The following is a 15,209-nucleotide window of genomic DNA, read 5'->3' as shown; positions in this document are numbered from 1 at the left end:
CCGTCCATTCAAACCTCGCTTGTAGCCGCGACCGGCGCCACGATCTGGCGCCTCGCCCGCAACGCGCCATCGATCGCAAAGATCGCCAATCCGGTCCAGATGCAGGCGAAGCCGATCAGCCGATCCTGATCGAAAGCCTCGTGGAACACGAACACGCCGGTGAGGAACTGCAGCGTCGGCGCGATGTACTGCAGCAGTCCTACTACCGACAGCGGCACGCGGCGCACGGCAAAGGCGAAGCCGATCAGCGGCAGTGCGGTGAGCGCCCCGCCGAAGATCAGCAGCGCGTCGATGCCCAAGCCCCAACTCGCGTCATCCAGCGGCAGGAAACCACCCTGCCCGTGCGTCTCGCCCCACGCCAGCACGACGAGGGCGGGCAGGAACAGATAGACGCTCTCGACGCCGAGACCCGCCACGGCATCGATCGACAGCAGCTTGCGCAACAATCCATACAACGCGAACGACAGTGCCAGGCAGATCGCGATCCACGGCAGCTGGCCGAAGCGCAGGGTCAGCCACAACACGCCGGCCGTGGCCAGGATTACCGCAAACCACTGCGCGCGGCGCAGGCGTTCGTGCAGGAATGCGACGCCCAGGACGACATTGAGCAGCGGATTGATGAAGTACCCCAGACTGCTCTCGACCACATGCCCGGCGTTGACCGCCCAGATGTACAGGCTCCAGTTGAAGCCGATCAGCGTGCCGCTCAAGGCGAGCATCCACGCCGCGCGCGGTCGTGCGAGCGCGGCCCGTAGCCAGCCGCGGCCGTGCTTCCACAGCAGCCATGCCACCACCAGCAGCGTGCTCCATACGACGCGATGCGCCACCACCTGCAACGACGGCACCACCTTGAGCAGATGCCAGTACAGCGGCATCAACCCCCACAGCACGAACGAAGCGATCGCGACCCACAGGCCGCTGCGGTTTTCAGTGCCCGGATTCATGCGGCCGGCTCGCTGGCGGAAGCATTAGCGATCGGCGTCGACGTCGGTGCCGCCGCGCGCGCCTTCGCCAGGGTGATGATCACCACGCCGACCAGGATCACCGCCATCGCGCCCAGATCGTGCGTGGTGAACTTCTCGCCACCGAGCATGAAACCGAAGAACACCGCGATCGGCGGATTCACGTAGGCATAGCTCGTCGCCAGCGCCGGGCGCACGTGGTGCAGCAACCAGATGTAGGCGGTGAAGCCGAAGATCGAGCCGGCGACGACCAGATACAGCATCGCTGCGGTCGCGCCCATCGACGGCACGGCGGCGAAACGCTCACCGGTCACCAATGCGGCGACCAGCATCCACACGCTGCCCGCCATCATCTGTGCGGCCGCCGCCATGAACGGCTCCGGCAGATCCTGGTCGCGGCTCCAGATCGAACCCCACGCCCACGCGATCGCCGCCGTCGCCAGACACACCACGCCCATCACCGATGCGGATAGTTCGCTGCCGGCGTTGAGCCAGATCACGCCAAGGAAGCCGATGATCGTGCCGACCCATTCGATCTTGCTCGGATGGCGACCGCGCAGCATCGCGAACACGCCCGCGAACAATGGCATCGAGGCGACGGCAATTGCAGCCAGGCCGGAACCGACCTGGGTCTCGGCCAGATTCACCAGGCCGTTGGACAGCAGCACCATGAAGATCGACAGCACCGCGAGGGTGCGCCATTGCTTGCGCGTGGGCGGCTTCACTCCACGCCAGCGCAGCACCACGAACATCAGCACGCCCGCGATCGCCATGCGGATCGCACCGAGCAGGAACGGTGGGTAGCTCTCCAGGGCGAAGCGGATGGCGAGATAAGTCGAACCCCACAGCACGTACACCGAAGCCAGCGCGAAGGCGATGGCGACCGGCGATGCACTGCGGTGGGAAGAAGAAGCGACGGCGTTCATTGGCGGTAACCGTGGAGCAGCGGGTTCAGGAAGATAGCTCGATGCGGGCGGCTTCGATTTGCCCAAGTAGCCATTGCAGTCCCGCCAGATGCTGCTGGTCGTGACTGCACAGGTAGTGCATCAGGCCACGGACCGTGACCGGTCCATAGCCTTCGGACATCGCGGTGCGTCCCAGCTCTTCAGGCGTCAGCGCGGACAGCATCGCCACGGTGCGCGCTCGTGCGGCGCGGAAATCGGCCAGCGCCGCCTCTGCATCGGTCGCGGACGTGTAACCGTTGGCCGCAGCCAGCTCGTAACTGTCGATGTCGGCGAGCAGCGGCTGCGATTCCTGCAGCGTGCGTCGAAAGCGTATGTGGTAGCCGTCGACCTCGATGTCGCGCACGTGCAGCACCTGCTCGATCGGCGTAAAGCGCTCGCTCGGCACGCCCTCCCACGACGGTGGCGCCCAGTGGACGAAGTCGGCAGGCACTGCGGCGTAATGCGCTTCCAGCTGATCCGGGAAGGCGGCGAGGGTTTGCAGGGTCGTATCGATCATGACGCGTTCCTCGGGATGCGTGATCAGACCAGCCGGCGCGGTTCCAGCGCCATGCGGATCGCCAGGCCACCGAGCACGGTGCCCATGAAATAGCGTTGCGCCGCCATCCACACCGGCTTGCGCGCGAACCACGAGGCGATGCCCGCTGCGGACAGCGCGATCAGCAGATTGAAGGTGAAACTGATCGCGATTTGCAGGCACCCCAGCAGAACACTCTGTGCGAACACCGAGCCGCGGTGCGGATCGACGAACTGCGGCAGGATCGAGAGGTACAGCACCGCGGCCTTTGGATTCAGCAGGCAGGTGAGGAAACCCATGCGGAACAGCTTCCAGCGCGAATCCGGTGGCAGCAGCGTCGGTTGCAGCGGCGAGCGGGCGCCCGGCTTCACCGCCTGCCAAGCGAGGTAGAGCAGGTACGCCGCGCCGGCAAGCTTCAACACTTCGTAGGCCAGCGGCACGGCCATGAACAGGGCGGTCAGGCCAGCCGCGGCAGCGGTCATGTGCACCAGAAACGCACACACCACACCGAATAGCGAGACCACGCCCGCGCGCGGCCCCTGGCTGATCGAACGCGAGACCAGATAGATCATGTTCGGCCCCGGCGTCAGCACCATGACCAGACACGTGGCAGCGAACAACAGCAGCTTCTCGATCGGAATCATGCGTCGCTTTGATGTGGGGGAATGCAAACCAGCGTATCGACGCGCCAAGCATCGCGCTTGAAAATAAACCCGCCTTAGCGCAAAAATTTTGCATGGCCTCCGGACCCCTCGCGCTCGACGAATTCGACCATCGGCTGCTCGAGCTGCTGCAGCGCGATGCCTCGACCACGCTGACCACACTGGGCGAGACCGTGGGGCTCTCAGCCAGCGCCGTGCAACGCCGGATCAAGCGCTATCGCGAAAGCGGCCTGATGCGCACGGTCGCCGTGCTCAACCCCGCGCAGCTCGCCAACGTCACCCTGGCCACCGTGCTGGTTGCGCTCGAGCGCGAATCCGCACGTCATCACGCCGCCCTGCACGCTCGCCTGCGCGCGGCGCCGGAGGTGCAGCAGTGCTACGTGCTCGCCGGCGAATGGGATTACCTCGTCATCCTCGCCACCACCGGCCTGGCGCATACGCGCGAAGTGGCGGAGCGGCTGTTCGGCGGCGACGACATCGACTACCTCAAGCGTTACGAGACGCGCATGGTGTTCGAGCCGGTCAAGCAGGGCCTCGCATTGCCGACGCGGCCACCGGGACGGCGCAAACGCTAGTCCGCGCAGGCGCGGACCTACAAGAGGCTAAGCACGGAAGAGAGCGCGGTTTTGTAGGTCCGCGTCCGCGCGGACGCTTTGCCCCCGCCGCAGCAAGCGCTGATGCACGCGCGCCGTCCGCGGCGGGGAATCGGTTTACATACCCGGTATCGGCAGACACTCCATGATCTCCACCCCGTCGCCGGGGAAGATCGAGAAGTGCGGGTGGTTTTCGAACAGTCGCGCCGCCGCGTCCTGCGACTCGGCCTGCACGACCGTATAGGCGGCCAGGTTGTTGCGTGTGTCCGCGATGCCATTCGCCGTGACGCGCTTGGTCTTTCCCAGCGGCGCTCCCTGCTCCACGATCTTGGCGCCCAGCTGCTCGGTCCACTGCTTCCACGCCTGCATGCCTTCGGCTTCGCGGCGCTTGCGCTCGGCCTCGTCCAGCGCCTGCCACTGGGCCATGGCGTCGGGTGAGCCGGTGAACACAGCCATAAACTTCTTCATGACGTCTCCTTGAGGTTGCGGGTCGCAACGGATTTGCTGCGGCCCTTACTTCCCCGACGAACGGGCAACGTCATGATCGACATTCGCGGGTCACGAGCCCGCGATGGCGTGGTGAACCGGTGTCGCTGCCGCCGCTCAGGCCGCGCGTTCGCGCTGCAGCACCTTTTCCTTGAGCGGCAGGCCCCAGCGATAGCCGCCCAGCGAGCCGTCGCCGCGAACCACGCGATGGCACGGCACTACGACCGCCACGCGGTTGTGGGCGCAGGCGCTCGCCACGGCGCGGGCGCCGCGCGGCGCGCCCAGTTGCGCGGCGACTTCCGCATAGCTGCGGGTTTCGCCGGCCGGAATCTTCATCAACGCGTCCCACACCTTCTTCTGGAAGACGGTGCCGATCAGGTCGATGTCGACCCGCGCCTGTTTGCCGGCCAGTACGTCGGCGACTGCGCGCAACCGCGGCGCCAGGAATTCGTCGCGGCCGGCATCCACTCGCTCGAGCACCGCACGCGGGAATTCGCTGTGCAGTTTCGCTTCCAGCGCTGCCGGATCCTCGCCGAGCTCGACCATGCAGATACCGCGCTGGGTGGTCGCCACCAGCGCCTTACCCAGTGCGGTGTCGAGCAGGCTCCAGCGGATCTGCTCGCCCTCGCCGCCGGCACGGTAGCGGGCCGGGGTCATGCCAAGCCGCGCCGCGCCGCGTTCGTACACGCGCGAGGGCGAGCCGTAACCGGCGTCGTACAGCGCGGCACTGACATCGCGGCCTTCGCGCAGCGCCGACTTCAGCGTGCCGAGCTTGCGCTGGGCGAGGTATTCGGCCGGGCTGATGCCATAGCGCGCGGCGAAGCTGCGCTGCAGGTGCGAGGGACTGAGTCCGACCGCCGCGGCCAGCTCGTTCAACGACGGTTCGCCGGCATCGAGCAACGCGCGCACGCGTTCGAGCTTGTCGCGCGGAGCGTTGGCCTGGTGCTGGAAAACTTCGGCGGGGATTTTCTTGACCATGGCGTTCATGGCCCGAAGCGTAGCGGGCACCCGAAGGTGCCCGCTATCCGATTCTTGTTGTGGCCCATCGGCGGGAAGCCGCGCGCTCAGTCCGCCCAATGACCCGGCGTCGCGGCCTGCGGCAGCACCTGCGCGGACAGCTTGGTATCGCCACTCAGCAACTGCACGGCGTCGCCCAAGATGGCGGCGGATTCGCGCAGCAGCGGATCCGGGCGCTGGTCGGCCAGCTTGTCGCGCGCGGCGTCCGCGGCGATGTCACGTTCGCTGGAAGCCAAGCCGTCGTCGCCGGCGTCGTCGGCGAGCGGATCGATCGCCAGGCCCAGTGCCTTGCGCTGTTCCTGGCGTGTCTTGCGCTTGGCGTCGTCGCGGTCGCGTTCGGCGCGGCGCTCGGCTTCATTGAGCGATACCGACTTCTTCGCGCGTTCCTCGCGGAACTCGGCAACGTCCTCGCTCCACCACTGGAATTCCTTGTCCTTGGCGATACGTGCGGCATGCAGGGCCTGCAGCTTCGGCACCAGCGGCACGAAGTTGCCGTAACGGGTGTGCGGCACCGAGGCGATGCGGGTCCACGGCAGCGCGTTGTCGTAGGTGCTCTCGCCAAATTCGCTGGCATCGACCGAAACCGGATACGCGATATCCGGCACCACACCCTTGTTTTGGGTGCTGCCGCCACTGACGCGGAAGAACTGCGCGATGGTCAGCTTCACCTGGCCGAAGCGCGCGGTCTCGTTGGCCGGCCAACGGTCGAGATCGACCAGGTTCTGCACCGTGCCCTTGCCGAAGCTGGTCTCACCGATGACGAGGCCACGGCCGTAGTCCTGGATCGCACCGGCGAAGATTTCCGACGCCGATGCCGAACCACGGTTGATCAGCACCGCGAGCGGACCTTCCCACGCGATGCCGGAATCCTCGTCGCCGTACACCTGCACACGACCACCGGATTCGCGCTGCTGCACGACCGGGCCACGATCGATGAACAGACCAGTGAGATCGATGGCTTCATCGAGCGAACCACCGCCGTTGTTGCGCAGGTCGAGGACGACACCGTCGACCTTCTGCGAACGCAGCTTGGCCAACAGCTTCGCCACGTCGCGCGTGGCCGAAGCGTAGTCGCCATCGTTGCGGCGGCGGCCTTCGAAGTCCTGGTAGAAGCCGGGCAGCTTGATCACGCCGATGCGGCGCGCGGCCGCGCCGTCGGCGGCGGGCAGCGAAATGATTTCCGACTTCGCGGCCTGGTCTTCCAGGCGCACCTTGTCGCGCACCAGCACCAGACGGTTGGGATGGCTATCGAGGCCGGCTTCGGCCGGGATCACGTCGAGGCGCACCTTGGTGCCCTTGGCGCCGCGGATCTTGGCGACGACGTCGTCGATGCGCCAGCCGATCACGTCTTCCATCAGGCCGCTGTCGCCCTGGCCGACGGCGACGATGCGGTCGCCGGGCTTGAGCTTCTGCGACTTGCCGGCGGGACCGCCCGGCACGATTTCGCGGATCGCGACCACGTCGTCCTGCTTCTGCAGCACCGCGCCGATGCCCTCGAGCGAGAGCGACATCGTCATGTTGAAGTTGTCGGCCGTACGCGGGGTGAAGTAATCGGTGTGCGGATCGATCGCGTTGGCGTAGCTGTTGAGGAAGGTCTGGAACACGTCCTCGCCTTTCAGCTCGGCCACGCCCTTGGACATGTTCGCGTAACGCTTGTCGAGCGTCTTGCGGATGTCTTCCGGCTTCTTGCCGGCGAGCTTCAGGCGCAGCCAGTCGTTGCGGACGGTCTGCTTCCACACCGCATCCAGTGCAGTCGCGTCAGCGGCCCACGGCGCATCCTCGCGGTCGTACTCGAAGCGGTCGTTGCCGGTGAAGCCGAAGATATCCTGCTTGAGCAGGTTGCGCGCATAGGTGACGCGTGCGTCGAAACGCTGGCGATAGGTCGCGAAGATCGCGTACGCCGGAGTCAGGTCGCCCGACTTGATCGCGTCGTCGAACTTCAACTTGTACGCATCGAACCTGGCGATGTCCTGCGCGGTGAAGAATTGCTTGCCGCTGTCGAGCGCTTCGAGATAGCGCTTGTACATGTCCGCCGATAGCGTGTCGTCGAGCGGACGCGGGCGATAGGCGTAACGGCTGTCGGACAACAAGCCGTACACCAGCTTGGCCGCGGTGGCCTGGTCGGTGGTCGGCGCGTTGGGCAGCGTCTTCGCGTCGACCGACTTCAGCAGCGCCTTGTCGCTTTGCGGCGGTACCGGCAGTTGTGCGGTCTTGGAGCCATCAGCCGCAAGCAGCGCGACCGGGGCGGTGAGCAGGAAGGCGACCAGAGCGGTCGTGACGCGTGGGGTCTTGATGTTCATCGCGGGGTCTTCGCGGACCGGTACGGTCCTGGGCAAGGATGTCGCGGGATTCGACCGGTCCACAGTGCCGGAAGTTGCAGGCGCTGTCACGATGAAAAAACGGCACAAAGCGTGCCGGAAGGCCGATTACCGCCCTCGTACCCGCGCATGCCGGGTACGGTTCAGTTTGGTGGACCCCTAGTCAGCATTCTCCGCTGCGTTTCGCGCGGGTCGATTGTTCTTTGCGATGCGATTCGCATCGTCGGCCGGCGCCATCGCTTCGGCGCGGCGGGCATTGCTTCAGCGTTTAGGCCGAAGCAACCACGCCCGCTTCGATCGCCGAACGGTCGGCGTGGTAGGACGAACGTACCAGCGGCCCGGAAGCGACATGGTTGAAGCCGAGTTCGTAGCCGTAGATTTCCAGCTGCTTGAACTCGTCCGGCGTCCAGTAACGCATCACCGGGTGATGGTGCGCGGTCGGCTGCAGGTACTGGCCGATGGTGATCATGTCGACGTCGTGGGCGCGCAGGTCGCGCAGGGTCGCCTGCACCTGCTCCATGTTCTCGCCCAGGCCGAGCATGATGCCGCTCTTGGTCGCCACGTCGGGATGCTGCGCCTTGAACTTCTGCAGCAGCGTCAGCGACCACTGGTAGTCGGCGCCCGGACGCACGTTGGTGTACAGGTCCGGCACCGTCTCGATGTTGTGGTTGAACACGTCCGGCGGATTCGCGTTCAGGATCTCCAGCGCGCGCTCCATGCGGCCCTTGCCGCGGAAGTCGGGCGTGAGGATCTCGATCTTGGTGCGCGGGCTGAACTCGCGGATCGCGCTGATGCAGTCGACGAAGTGCGAGGCGCCGCCATCGCGCAGGTCGTCGCGGTCGACCGAGGTCACCACGACGTACTTCAACTCCATGTCCTTGATCGTCTGCGCCAGGTGCAGCGGTTCGGCCGGATCCGGCGGCTTCGGGCGGCCGTGGGCGACGTCGCAGAACGAGCAGCGGCGGGTGCAGACCTCGCCGAGGATCATGAACGTCGCGGTGCCGTGACTGAAGCACTCGTGGATGTTCGGGCAGCTGGCTTCCTCGCACACCGTGACCAGACGGTTCTCGCGCAGCTTGGCCTTGAGCTGCTGTACCGAGTTGCCGGACGGAATCCGCACGCGGATCCACGACGGCTTGCGCAGCACCGGCGCGTCGGCGAACTGCACCGGCGAACGGCCGATCTTGTCGCCGCCGAGCTGCTTCACGCCTTCCTGCAGCGGTGCAGGCGCGTCGGCATTCACCACCGCAAGCGGAATGGTCTTGGGAGCGGACTCGGTCATGGCTTGGATCGGTAGCGGACGGGGGTCAGGCGGGGAGCTGCGGTGCGGCGGATTCGATGTTCAGCCCGAACAGGCGGGCAACATGCGCGACCAGCACCGGCTTGACCGCGTCCAGGCCGGACGGGCCGCCCAAGTCTAGCATCGAGGTCACCTGCAACCCCGCGTATCCACAAGGATTTATTCGCATGAAGGGCTCCAGGTCCATGGCGATGTTGAAGGCCAGGCCGTGGAAGGTGCAGCCGTGGCGGACCCGGATGCCCAGGGCGCCGATCTTGGCCCCATTCACATAGACGCCGGGGGCGCCGTCGCGGCGTTCGGCGTGGATGTTCCAGTCGGCCAGGGTGTCGATCATCGCCTGCTCGATCTTGCAGACGTATTCCTTCACGCCGATCTTGAGCCGGCGCAGGTCCAGCAGCGGGTACAGCACGATCTGGCCAGGGCCGTGGTAGGTCACCTGGCCGCCGCGGTCGACGTGGATGACCGGGATATCTCCCGGCAGCAGCACGTGCTCGTCCTTGCCGGCCTGGCCCAGGGTGAACACGGGATCGTGCTCGACCAGCCACAGCTCGTCCGGAGTGTCGTCGCCACGCGTATCGGTGAAGCGCTGCATCGCGCGCCAGACCGGCTCGTAGGGCTGGCGCCCCAGGTCGCGGAGCAACGCCGGCGCCGCCGTTACCGCTTCGACCGGCGCCGATGCCGGGCAGGCCGCTTCGGTCACAGCGTCCACTTCACTTCCGGGTGGTCGCGCAGCACCTGGTGGGCACGGTCGTATTGCTCGCGGCTTTCAGCGCGGAAGCTGATGCGCACTGAGACATACTTGCCGTTGGACGAGTGCTTCCACTGCACCGTTTCGGATTCCACTTCGATGCCCGCGTCGATCAGGCGTTGCGGCAACTCGCGCTCCAGACCTGCATCGGCGGTGCCCATGGCGCTGAGTTCGAAGCTGCCGGGAAACTGGAAGCCGTGCTCGGGGTTGTCGGACTTGATTTCCATGGGCGGGAGATGGGGACGGGGCCGGATAACCCAAGGGAGCGTAGGATGCGCCCAATCCCGTTTTTCAACCACTTTTCGGACCACTTCGATGGATGTCGGCCTGCTGTTCTGCGGACTACTGTTCAGCTCGATCGGGCTGGGCTTCTTCATCTACGGCAAGCGCCAGCACGCACCGGTTCCGCTCGTGTGCGGGATCGCGTTGATGGTGTTCCCGTATTTCGTGTCGAGCCTGTGGGCGATGGTGCTGGTGGGCGCCGCGCTGATGGCGATTCCGTATTTCGTGCGCGTCTAGCCGGGCACGGATGCACCAAACACGAAGGGCTGCCGAAAGGCAGCCCTTCGTGTTTTACAGGCCGACGTTATTTGGACAATTCCAGCAGAGTCGACGACACCCAGCCCTTGTTGCCGAGCTCGTCCTCGACCTCCCACATCACGCCCTGCTTGGTGCCGGTCGGATACAGCATCATGCCGACGTCGAGCGAGCGCACCACCTTCTTGCCGTCGGCGCCGGCGAACAGGCGTGCCGGCTTGGTCACGGTCACGGCCTGCGAGGCACTGGCCGCCGATGCGTCACCGGGCAGGCCGCCGAGCTGGCTGACGATGTCGGTATAGGCCTGCAGATAGGCCATGGTGATGACCTGGCCGATTTCGGTGTTGGCGTAGCCGCCGACGCCCGCGCCACCCAGGCCGCTGCCGCCCCACAGGCCGAGGCCGCCACCGAAGCCGATGTCGGTCTTCTTGGCGTTGCCTTCGGCCATCGCGACCTGCTCCGAGGAGCGCACGTCGGTCACGGTGAGCACCACGTCGGCGGTCTTCTTCTTGAAGTTGACCGCACCGCCCAGGGCCGCGCCGCGGCTGCCGCCGAGCAGGCCGCCGATCAGCGCGCCCACGCCGCTGCCGCCGGCGTCGCTGTTCTTCGAGACCAGGTCGGGAACCATCACGTAGTCGGCCGCCTTGATCTGGCCCTTGCCGACGTTGGAGCGTCCGCGCAGTTCACCACTCGAGGCCAATGCGCGCTCGCGCATCGCCGCGTCCATGCCGGCACCGCGGTCGACCAGGGTGAAGCACCGGGACTTGTTGACGAAGACCTTGATCAGCTTGGACGGCGCCGGCAGCTGCTGGCCGGTCCACCAGTCGGTGGCGTCTTCCGGCTCGAGGATCGAGATCGATCCGAGCTTCTTGGCGCATACCGGGATCTGCGCTTCCTTTTCCTTGCGCTGGTCCTGCACGCTCTTGCGTTGTGCCAGCACGGGCGTCGAGGCCAATACCAGCGCGCTGCCCAGCAGGCAGGCATGCAGGAGCGCGTGAGTCGTCTTGCGGTTCTTCATATCCGTTCCCTTGTAGTCATCCATGAACGCCGATTGGCGTCCCCAAAACGCACTGTGGCCGCCCCGCACTCGCGGCACGGGGCGGCCACTGGATTCGATGCTAACAAGAAAACGTGACCGGGCTCACAGCCCGGCCGCGGACGTCACTCCGACTCCCACCACATCCAAAACTCGTCCCACAGGCGCTTGAAGAAGCCGCCCTCTTCCACCGCCGTCATTGCCACCAGCGGACGCTGGGCGATGACCTTGCCGTCGAGCATCACCTTCACCGTGCCGATCTTCTGGCCCTTGGTGATCGGCGCGACCAGCTTCTTGGGCACGTCCATCGACGGCTTGAGCTGGCTGTACTTGCCGCGCGGCACGGTGACCAGCATCGGCTCGGCCACGCCCAGGCTCACCTGGTCGGCGGCGCCCTTCCACAGCTTCTGCGTGGCGATCGACTTGCCGACGTCGTAGAGCTTGTGGGTTTCGAAGAAGCGGAAGCCCCAGTTGAGCAGCGCCTGGCTGTCGCTGGTGCGCTGATCGTCCGAGCTCGAACCCATCACCACGCTGACCAGACGCTGGTCACCGCGCTTGGCCGACGCCATCAGGCAGTAACCGGCGCCGGAATGGTGACCGGTCTTGATGCCATCGACGGTCGGATCCAGCCACAGCAGGCGGTTGCGGTTGGGCTGGGTGATCGGCCCGACCGTGAATTCCTTGATCTTGTTGTAAGCGTAGGTTTCGGGGAAATCGCGGATGAAGGCGCGACCGAGCAGCGCCAAATCACGCGCGGTCGAATAGTGCTGCGGCGCCGACAGGCCGGTCGCGTTGACGAAGTGCGAATTCTTCATGCCGATGCGCGCGGCATAGGCGTTCATCAGCGAAGCGAAGGCATCCTCGCTGCCGGCGACGTGTTCGGCCAGCGCGATCGCGGCGTCGTTGCCGGACTGGATCGCCATGCCCTTTTCCATCTGCTCCAGCGGCGCGGTCTTGTTGACCTCGAAACCGCTGTAGCTGCCGTCGGTACCGGCGCCGCCGGTGCGCCAGGCGTTCTCGCTCATCATCACCTGGTCGGTCGCCTTGACCTTGCCGCCGGCGACTTCCGCGGCGATCACGTAGCTGGTCATCACCTTGGTGATGCTCGCCGGCTCCAGGCGGGTGTCGTAGCTCGAACCCTCCAGGACGTTGCCGCTGGCGGCATCCATCAGGACCCAGGCGGTGCCGGTGATCTTCGGGGGCGGCGGGACCGGCAGCGCATCGCTGGCGGGCGGCAGCGCCGCCGGCGTGGACGCCGCTGGGGTCTGCGCGACGGCGAGGCCGAAGGTCGAAGTGAGGAGGAAGGCGGCGGCTAAGGCAAGGCGCGGTTTCATTGCGGGAAATACTCCGGACGACCGGGACGGCGGTCGGTACTGCGTGGATTGAAAAGCAGAAGCGGGGTGAAAAAGGCGGGAAAATCGTAATGCCGAGGCGGGGTTGCTCATATCCCGCGAACCGGCGTTCCGCGACGCTTCGCCTGCTGCGGGAAGCGATCCTACTCCCGCACGCGTTGCGGTGTGCCGAAGCCCAGACCGGCGATGCGTGTGGCGAGTTCCGGCGCCGCCGTCGCGGCCAGCGGGCCGACCCGCAGGCGCCAGACCTTGTGGCCGTTGGCGTCGCCATCGGACAGCGTGGCCGCGTCGATGCCGGCTCCCTGCAGCAGCGCCAGCGCCCGATCTGCATTGGCCCGCGCCGCGAAGGAAGCGACCTGGAGGTAGACGCGTTCGCCCTGGGGCGTGACGGTCGCGATAGCCGACGTCGGCACTTCAGGCTGGGGGGGCGTCGGCGAGACGGCACTGCCCTCGGCCGACCCGGGCTTGCCCGGCCGCCCGGTGGCGATGCGCAGCTGCCGCGCCTTCATCCATGCATCGAATTCGGCCGCGCTCATCGTGCGGCCGTCGGCGCGCATGTCGAAGCGATAATCGTCGGCCTTGCGGTCTTCAGAAAGACCCGGTTTGTCGGCCGCCGCAGCGGTGGCTACGGGCATCGCGGCGATGAGTTTGTCCATCGCCGTCGGCTTGCGGGTCGCAGGCTTGTTGTCGCTGGTCTTCGGCGCGGGCGGCGGCGGATTGTTCGCTGCACCCGCGTATTCGGGGACCGTGTCGCCGGGCGTGAGCGCGCGCACTTCCACACGCGCGGTGCCCCGGCTGACGTAACCCAGCTTGGTCGCCGCGGCGTAGCTCAGGTCGATGATGCGACCGTCATGAAAAGGGCCGCGATCGTTGACGCGCACGATCACCGACTTGCCGTTGTCGAGATTGGTCACGCGCGCGAAGCTCGGCAGCGGCAGCGTCTTGTGCGCGGCGCTGAAGGCGTACATGTCGTACACCTCGAGATTCGACGTGCGGCGCCCGTGGAATTTCTTGCCGTAGAACGAAGCGGTGCCGGTTTCGACGTAGCCCTGCGCATCGTCGAGCACTGCGTACTTCTTGCCCAGCACCGAGTAGGTCTTGCGATTGCCGACCGACGAGCGAGGCTCGTTGGTGACTTCCGGCTCCGGGATCGCATCGACGTCGACGATCTCGTCCGGCACGCTGTCGCGGACGTGCGGCGCATACAGGCCGCCGGCAACGTAATCGCCGCGCTTGCCCGGATCTTCCTGCGCGGGCGCGTACGGCGACTTCTTCCGATCCCTGCCCGCGCTCGGCGTTGGCGCTTCCACCGGATGGGTGGAAGTGGTGGGTGGCGGCGGGGATTTTTTCGGTGCCCCGGCGCAGGCGGCGAGGCCCGAGACCGCGGCAATGATCAGCAGGCGCCTCATTGCGCCGGCTGTCCGGCGGAAATGGCGGGGGCCTGCGCGCTGCCGTCTGGCACTGCCGGTGCAGTCGGCTCCGCGGGTGCGACCGGCGGCGGCGCCGCGATCAGCTGCGACAGCTGGTGCACCGCGGTCGCGTAGCGGATCGAGTTGTTGTAGCTCCAGATCGCGCGGAAGTTGCGGAACGTCAGCCAGTATTCGTCGGCCTCGCCGTCGAGCAGGATCGGCGCGCCGGTGATGTCGGCCGGCACGGCTTCGAGCGGCTTGTAGCCGGCCAGCTCCAGCGTGGCCAGCGTATGGATCGGCTCGCCGCTGGTATCCAGCAGCGGCAACGGACCGGGCGCATAACTCGCCCGCACCATCACCGGCTGCCCGCGCATCCAACCGCCCTTCTTGACGAAGTAGTTGGCGACCGAGGCGAACACGTCGTCGAGATCGTTGAACAGATCGCGCATGCCGTCGCCATCACCATCCACGGCATAGAGCCGGTAGCTAGATGGCATGAACTGGCCCCAGCCCATCGCGCCGGCATAGCTGCCGGTGAGCGTGGCGACGTCGAAGCCGGTCTCCTTGCCCAGCTTCATCAGCTGCGCGAGTTCGTCGCGGAAGAAGGCCTCGCGCTGGTTCTCGCGTGCGATCTTGTCCGGCAGGTTGGTGCGCGGATAGTTGAAGGCGAGCGTGTACAGCGCATCGAGCACCGAAGCCTTACCGGTGTTGGCGCCCCAGCTGGTCTCGACGCCGAGGATGGCGACGATCACTTCGGCGGGGACGCCGTACTGCGCTTCGGCTTTCGCCAGCTGCTCGCGGTGTTCGGCGATGAAGGCGCGGCCGCCATCGATACGCTGCTGGGTGATGAAGATCGGGCGATAGTCGCGCCACGGCTTGGTTTCGGCCGGACGCGCCATCGCGGTGACGGTGGCTTCGCGGATCTGCGCGCGCGCCAGCACCGATTCGATGTAGGCCGGATCGAGGCCGTACTTCGTCGCGGTCTCGGCCACGAACGCCGCGCGCACCTCATCGCTCGGCGGCTTGGGCGGCGGCAGGGGATTGGAGATCGCATCGGACGGCGTCATGCCCGGCGCGGACGGCGCGGCGTGCTTCCTGGATGCGGTTTTGTGCTTGGCGGCCTGCGAGGCCTGCGTGGCGCAGGCGGCGAGTGCGAGGATCAGCGCGGAGGTCAGTGCCGGTCGCACCGCCTTGAGCCACGCGCGTGAAGGGGACGGGCATCGGGTCATCGCGACCGAGGGTAGCACGCGACTCCGCATCGAAAAACCTCTGGTTTTCCGCGGGATGAACGCATCGGTCAGTTTCGCGTG

Annotated in this window: 15 protein-coding genes and 1 pseudogene; 2 read left to right on the top strand and 14 right to left on the bottom strand. The window is 66.4% G+C overall.

Going from position 1 to position 15,209, the window contains the following annotated elements; genetic code table 11:
• Window positions 1-8: 8 nt before the first annotated feature.
• Genes rarD through ACYVGK_RS03040 form a run of 4 tightly spaced genes read right to left on the bottom strand, consistent with a single transcriptional unit; the run spans window position 9 to window position 3,085 of the window.
• Window positions 9-944 carry an EamA family transporter RarD gene (gene rarD, locus ACYVGK_RS03055; protein ID WP_460731757.1) on the bottom strand — a complete coding sequence of 312 codons (936 nt, stop codon included), beginning with the start codon at window positions 942-944 and terminating at the stop codon, window positions 9-11.
• A complete protein-coding gene (gene yedA, locus ACYVGK_RS03050; RefSeq protein WP_460731756.1) occupies window positions 941-1,888 on the bottom strand; it encodes a drug/metabolite exporter YedA in 948 nt (315 codons plus the stop codon). Before yedA ends, rarD begins: the two co-directional genes overlap by 4 nt.
• A 25-nt stretch (window positions 1,889-1,913) precedes the next feature.
• Complete coding sequence (locus ACYVGK_RS03045) at window positions 1,914-2,423, bottom strand: DinB family protein (RefSeq protein WP_460731755.1); 510 nt, start codon at window positions 2,421-2,423, stop codon at window positions 1,914-1,916.
• Between the two features lie 23 nt (window positions 2,424-2,446).
• On the bottom strand, window positions 2,447-3,085 hold the full coding sequence (locus ACYVGK_RS03040; RefSeq protein ID WP_460731754.1) for a LysE family translocator: 639 nt from the start codon (window positions 3,083-3,085) through the stop codon (window positions 2,447-2,449).
• A gap of 92 nt (window positions 3,086-3,177) precedes the next feature.
• Here ACYVGK_RS03040 and ACYVGK_RS03035 point away from each other — a divergent pair, with 92 nt between their 5' ends.
• The gene (locus tag ACYVGK_RS03035; RefSeq protein ID WP_460731753.1) at window positions 3,178-3,678 is read left to right on the top strand and encodes an Lrp/AsnC family transcriptional regulator; all 501 of its coding nucleotides are present in this window, start codon (window positions 3,178-3,180) and stop codon (window positions 3,676-3,678) included.
• A 135-nt stretch (window positions 3,679-3,813) separates the two neighbouring features.
• On the opposite strand, the gene ACYVGK_RS03030 is transcribed toward ACYVGK_RS03035, so the two are convergent.
• The 6 genes from ACYVGK_RS03030 to ACYVGK_RS03005 all read right to left on the bottom strand — a co-directional run bounded on the left by ACYVGK_RS03030 (window position 3,814) and on the right by ACYVGK_RS03005 (window position 9,792).
• A complete protein-coding gene (locus ACYVGK_RS03030) occupies window positions 3,814-4,164 on the bottom strand; it encodes a hypothetical protein (RefSeq protein WP_460731752.1) in 351 nt (116 codons plus the stop codon).
• Between the two features lie 135 nt (window positions 4,165-4,299).
• Entirely contained in the window at window positions 4,300-5,169 is an 870-nt protein-coding gene (locus tag ACYVGK_RS03025; RefSeq protein WP_460731751.1) for a bifunctional transcriptional activator/DNA repair enzyme AdaA, read from the bottom strand.
• 77 nt (window positions 5,170-5,246) lie between these two features.
• The gene (locus ACYVGK_RS03020) at window positions 5,247-7,499 is read right to left on the bottom strand and encodes a carboxy terminal-processing peptidase (RefSeq protein WP_460731750.1); all 2,253 of its coding nucleotides are present in this window, start codon (window positions 7,497-7,499) and stop codon (window positions 5,247-5,249) included.
• Window positions 7,500-7,785: 286 nt separating this feature from the next.
• On the bottom strand, window positions 7,786-8,799 hold the full coding sequence (lipA, locus tag ACYVGK_RS03015) for a lipoyl synthase (RefSeq protein WP_460731749.1): 1,014 nt from the start codon (window positions 8,797-8,799) through the stop codon (window positions 7,786-7,788).
• A gap of 25 nt (window positions 8,800-8,824) precedes the next feature.
• Window positions 8,825-9,526 (bottom strand): lipoyl(octanoyl) transferase LipB, encoded by a 702-nt coding sequence (gene lipB, locus ACYVGK_RS03010; protein WP_460731748.1) that lies wholly within the window; start codon window positions 9,524-9,526, stop codon window positions 8,825-8,827.
• A complete protein-coding gene (locus tag ACYVGK_RS03005; protein ID WP_460731747.1) occupies window positions 9,514-9,792 on the bottom strand; it encodes a DUF493 family protein in 279 nt (92 codons plus the stop codon). The genes lipB and ACYVGK_RS03005 overlap by 13 nt, the downstream gene beginning before the upstream one ends.
• 88 nt (window positions 9,793-9,880) lie before the next feature.
• Here ACYVGK_RS03005 and ACYVGK_RS03000 point away from each other — a divergent pair, with 88 nt between their 5' ends.
• Window positions 9,881-10,084 (top strand): hypothetical protein, encoded by a 204-nt coding sequence (locus ACYVGK_RS03000; RefSeq protein WP_460731746.1) that lies wholly within the window; start codon window positions 9,881-9,883, stop codon window positions 10,082-10,084.
• A gap of 67 nt (window positions 10,085-10,151) precedes the next feature.
• Here the strand turns inward: ACYVGK_RS03000 and ACYVGK_RS02995 are convergent, their stop codons facing one another.
• The 4 genes and pseudogenes from ACYVGK_RS02995 to mltB form a co-directional block, all read right to left on the bottom strand.
• Window positions 10,152-11,120 (bottom strand): CsgG/HfaB family protein, encoded by a 969-nt coding sequence (locus ACYVGK_RS02995; RefSeq protein WP_460732434.1) that lies wholly within the window; start codon window positions 11,118-11,120, stop codon window positions 10,152-10,154.
• A gap of 143 nt (window positions 11,121-11,263) precedes the next feature.
• Window positions 11,264-12,472: a D-alanyl-D-alanine carboxypeptidase family protein gene (locus ACYVGK_RS02990; protein ID WP_460731745.1), complete on the bottom strand. Its 1,209-nt coding sequence runs from the start codon at window positions 12,470-12,472 to the stop codon at window positions 11,264-11,266.
• Window positions 12,473-12,633: 161 nt separating this feature from the next.
• Window positions 12,634-13,899 (bottom strand): septal ring lytic transglycosylase RlpA family protein, encoded by a 1,266-nt coding sequence (locus ACYVGK_RS02985; RefSeq protein ID WP_460731744.1) that lies wholly within the window; start codon window positions 13,897-13,899, stop codon window positions 12,634-12,636.
• An 80-nt stretch (window positions 13,900-13,979) separates the two neighbouring features.
• Window positions 13,980-15,128 (bottom strand): annotated as a pseudogene (gene mltB / locus ACYVGK_RS02980) (lytic murein transglycosylase B); the annotation flags it as partial.
• Between the last annotated feature and the right edge of the window lie 81 nt (window positions 15,129-15,209).

Source organism: Lysobacter tyrosinilyticus, from assembly GCF_054779815.1.
This window is presented reverse-complemented; position numbering and strand designations above follow the sequence as displayed.

What these genes read in the sequence shown, in the direction of transcription:
- rarD (WP_460731757.1), bottom strand. Translation starts at nt 944, where the DNA reads ATGAATCCGGGCACTGAAAACCGCAGCGGCCTGTGGGTCGCGATCGCT.
- yedA (WP_460731756.1), bottom strand. Translation starts at nt 1,888, where the DNA reads ATGAACGCCGTCGCTTCTTCTTCCCACCGCAGTGCATCGCCGGTCGCC.
- ACYVGK_RS03045 (WP_460731755.1), bottom strand. Translation starts at nt 2,423, where the DNA reads ATGATCGATACGACCCTGCAAACCCTCGCCGCCTTCCCGGATCAGCTG.
- ACYVGK_RS03040 (WP_460731754.1), bottom strand. Translation starts at nt 3,085, where the DNA reads ATGATTCCGATCGAGAAGCTGCTGTTGTTCGCTGCCACGTGTCTGGTC.
- ACYVGK_RS03035 (WP_460731753.1), top strand. Translation starts at nt 3,178, where the DNA reads ATGGCCTCCGGACCCCTCGCGCTCGACGAATTCGACCATCGGCTGCTC.
- ACYVGK_RS03030 (WP_460731752.1), bottom strand. Translation starts at nt 4,164, where the DNA reads ATGAAGAAGTTTATGGCTGTGTTCACCGGCTCACCCGACGCCATGGCC.
- ACYVGK_RS03025 (WP_460731751.1), bottom strand. Translation starts at nt 5,169, where the DNA reads ATGAACGCCATGGTCAAGAAAATCCCCGCCGAAGTTTTCCAGCACCAG.
- ACYVGK_RS03020 (WP_460731750.1), bottom strand. Translation starts at nt 7,499, where the DNA reads ATGAACATCAAGACCCCACGCGTCACGACCGCTCTGGTCGCCTTCCTG.
- lipA (WP_460731749.1), bottom strand. Translation starts at nt 8,799, where the DNA reads ATGACCGAGTCCGCTCCCAAGACCATTCCGCTTGCGGTGGTGAATGCC.
- ACYVGK_RS03005 (WP_460731747.1), bottom strand. Translation starts at nt 9,792, where the DNA reads ATGGAAATCAAGTCCGACAACCCCGAGCACGGCTTCCAGTTTCCCGGC.
- ACYVGK_RS03000 (WP_460731746.1), top strand. Translation starts at nt 9,881, where the DNA reads ATGGATGTCGGCCTGCTGTTCTGCGGACTACTGTTCAGCTCGATCGGG.
- ACYVGK_RS02995 (WP_460732434.1), bottom strand. Translation starts at nt 11,120, where the DNA reads ATGAAGAACCGCAAGACGACTCACGCGCTCCTGCATGCCTGCCTGCTG.
- ACYVGK_RS02990 (WP_460731745.1), bottom strand. Translation starts at nt 12,472, where the DNA reads ATGAAACCGCGCCTTGCCTTAGCCGCCGCCTTCCTCCTCACTTCGACC.
- ACYVGK_RS02985 (WP_460731744.1), bottom strand. Translation starts at nt 13,899, where the DNA reads ATGAGGCGCCTGCTGATCATTGCCGCGGTCTCGGGCCTCGCCGCCTGC.